The sequence below is a fragment of the Knoellia flava TL1 genome (assembly GCF_000768675.1).
GTDB classification, from domain to species: Bacteria; Actinomycetota; Actinomycetes; order Actinomycetales; family Dermatophilaceae; genus Knoellia; species Knoellia flava.
Genome location: NZ_AVPI01000085.1, coordinates 1 through 1,986, shown reverse-complemented (window position 1 = coordinate 1,986; position 1,986 = coordinate 1). Strand labels below are relative to the sequence as shown.

General features: G+C 57.1%; 1 rRNA gene. It reads right to left on the bottom strand.

The window, feature by feature from the left end:
* Window positions 1-133: 133 nt before the first annotated feature.
* Window positions 134-1,657 (bottom strand): 16S ribosomal RNA (locus N798_RS16485).
* Window positions 1,658-1,986: the final 329 nt, after the last annotated feature.

The window sequence follows — 1,986 nt, the reverse complement described above, 5'->3', positions numbered from 1 at the left end:
GCGTTCCGGGGCGTACTAGCCAGCGAGCCAGTGACGACGCCAAATAATCGATGTTCCACCCATGAGCACCTGCCGTCCCACACTCGGGGACGAAACAGGGCCTGGACCACATAACGTGGCCAGTGCTCCTTAGAAAGGAGGTGATCCAGCCGCACCTTCCGGTACGGCTACCTTGTTACGACTTAGTCCCAATCGCCAGTCCCACCTTCGACGGCTCCCTCCACAAGGGTTGGGCCACCGGCTTCGGGTGTTACCGACTTTCGTGACTTGACGGGCGGTGTGTACAAGGCCCGGGAACGTATTCACCGCAGCGTTGCTGATCTGCGATTACTAGCGACTCCAACTTCATGGGGTCGAGTTGCAGACCCCAATCCGAACTGAGACCGGTTTTTTGGGATTCGCTCCACCTCACGGTTTCGCAGCCCTTTGTACCGGCCATTGTAGCATGTGTGAAGCCCAAGACATAAGGGGCATGATGATTTGACCTCATCCCCACCTTCCTCCGAGTTGACCCCGGCAGTCTTCTATGAGTCCCCACCATCACGTGCTGGCAACATAGAACGAGGGTTGCGCTCGTTGCGGGACTTAACCCAACATCTCACGACACGAGCTGACGACAACCATGCACCACCTGTATACCGACCTTGCGGGGCACCTGTCTCCAGATGTTTCCGGTATATGTCAAGCCTTGGTAAGGTTCTTCGCGTTGCATCGAATTAATCCACATGCTCCGCCGCTTGTGCGGGCCCCCGTCAATTCCTTTGAGTTTTAGCCTTGCGGCCGTACTCCCCAGGCGGGGCGCTTAATGCGTTAGCTGCGGCACGGAACTCGTGGAATGAGTCCCACACCTAGCGCCCAACGTTTACGGCATGGACTACCAGGGTATCTAATCCTGTTCGCTCCCCATGCTTTCGCTTCTCAGCGTCAGTAGTGGCCCAGAGACCTGCCTTCGCCATCGGTGTTCCTCCTGATATCTGCGCATTTCACCGCTACACCAGGAATTCCAGTCTCCCCTACCACACTCTAGTCTGCCCGTACCCACCGCAAGTCCGGGGTTGAGCCCCGGATTTTCACGGCAGACGCGACAAACCGCCTACAAGCTCTTTACGCCCAATAATTCCGGACAACGCTCGCACCCTACGTATTACCGCGGCTGCTGGCACGTAGTTAGCCGGTGCTTCTTCTGCAGGTACCGTCACTTTCGCTTCTTCCCTGCTGAAAGAGGTTTACAACCCGAAGGCCGTCATCCCTCACGCGGCGTCGCTGCATCAGGCTTTCGCCCATTGTGCAATATTCCCCACTGCTGCCTCCCGTAGGAGTCTGGGCCGTGTCTCAGTCCCAGTGTGGCCGGTCGCCCTCTCAGGCCGGCTACCCGTCATCGCCTTGGTGAGCCATTACCTCACCAACAAGCTGATAGGCCGCGAGTCCATCCCAGACCGAAAAACTTTCCACACGCTCCCCATGCGGAGGCGTGTCGTATCCGGTATTAGACGCCGTTTCCAGCGCTTATTCCAGAGTCAGGGGCAGGTTACTCACGTGTTACTCACCCGTTCGCCACTGTTCACCCCGAAGCAAGCTCCGAGGGTCACCGTTCGACTTGCATGTGTTAAGCACGCCGCCAGCGTTCGTCCTGAGCCAGGATCAAACTCTCCGTTGATGATTGCAATCCCCCAGCCCACCCGAAGGCGAAACCAGGGAAAAACCATACCCACAAAGGGTTGTGAAACCCGGCTGAGCAAGAACAACCAGCAATAACTGCTAGATGATCATTGTCAACCAAAGGAAATCAATTCGCACCGCAACACACCACCACCCACCAGAAAGGCGAGCAGCACCATGCCCCGGCGACGAGGTAATTGGCATCGATTTTTGACACGCTGTTGAGTTCTCAAGGATCGGACGCACACCATCAACCAACCCCATCAGGGCCAATCTCCAGGGCAACCACTCAAAACTACCCGCGGCCACACTTGGGCGTCAAACCCG